This is a genomic window from Streptomyces tendae, assembly GCF_014650435.1.
GTDB classification, from domain to species: domain Bacteria; phylum Actinomycetota; class Actinomycetes; order Streptomycetales; family Streptomycetaceae; genus Streptomyces; species Streptomyces tendae.
Window position 1 is genome coordinate 1 of record NZ_BMUY01000071.1, and the last position, 1,133, is coordinate 1,133.

Here is a 1,133-nt window from a genome sequence, read left to right on the forward strand (position 1 = left end):
CCCCCGACAACACCACCTCCCACAACCCCTCCGGAGAAACCACACCCCCCGGAAAACGACACCCCATCCCCACAATCGCCACCGGCTCGCTGGAGGCGGCGCGCAGGGCGTTGTTCTGCTGGCGCAGCAGCTCCGTCTCCTTGAGCGAGGCGCGAAGCGCTTCGACGACCTTTTCGTTGGGCGTTGCCATGATGTGCTCCGGAATACGAGGTGGGTCAGGAGTCTTTTCCGTCGAGTGCCATACGAATCAGGTTGTCGACGTCCATCTCGTCGATGGATTCGGTCTCCTCCCCTCCCGCGGCGGTCTCTTGCTGTCGCTTCGGACCGGCCAGTTGCAGTACCACGTCCAGCAGGCCGGCCTCGCGGAATCGGGACATGGGGATGGCGGAGACGGCCTCCCGAAAGGCATTCTCTTCGGGGTCGTCCTGCTCTGCGGCGGCCCCTTCCGGCAGGATTTCCAGCCGGATCCGTTCGGCGAGCAGGGTGGAGTTCGGGTAGTCGAAGATGAGTGTGGCGGGCAGGCGCAGGCCCGTCGCCGCGGTGAGACGGTTGCGTAGTTCCACCGCGGTCAGCGAGTCGAAGCCCAGCTCGGTGAACGACCTCGTCGAGCCCACGGCGTCAGGCGACGTGTGGCCGAGGACGGTGGCGACCTCGCTGCGCACCAGGCGGACCAGGTGCCGTTCGGCTTCGGCCTCGTTCATGCCCGCGAGTCGGTCACGCAGACCGACGCCGCTGCCCGCCTCCGTCTCAGCCGCACGCCGGGGCCGGGTGCGTACGAGTCCGCTGAGCAGGGCGGGCAGCCGTCCGGAGTCGGCGAGCGCACGGAGGGCGGGTAGGTTGAGCCGTACGGGGACCAGAAGGCCGTCTCCGTCTCCGTCGCCGCCGAGTGCTCGGTCGAGCAGGGTGAGGCCTTCGGTCTCGCTCAGTGGTTCCGCGCCGAGTCGTGCGATCCGGTGTCGGTCGGATTCAGCGAGTCCGGCGGTCATGGCACTGGTCTCGTTCCACAGGCCCCAGGCCAGGGAGAGTCCGGGGTGGCCTTCGGTGCGCCGGGTCTGGGCGAGGGCGTCGAGGAAGACGTTGGCGGCTGCGTAGTTGGCCTGGCCTGCGTTGCCGAGGACGCCGGCGGCGGATGA

The 1,133-nt window shown here is 68.6% G+C and carries 2 protein-coding genes; both read right to left on the reverse strand.

Annotation, left to right across the window (positions count from 1 at the left end; genetic code table 11):
- Positions 1 to 190 (reverse strand): polyketide synthase docking domain-containing protein (locus tag IE258_RS40635; RefSeq protein WP_229892786.1); only part of this gene is annotated, 190 nt, incomplete at its 3' end.
- A 25-nt stretch (positions 191 to 215) separates the two neighbouring features.
- On the reverse strand, positions 216 to 1,133 hold a 918-nt coding region (locus IE258_RS40640), incomplete at its 5' end, for a beta-ketoacyl reductase (protein WP_189750814.1).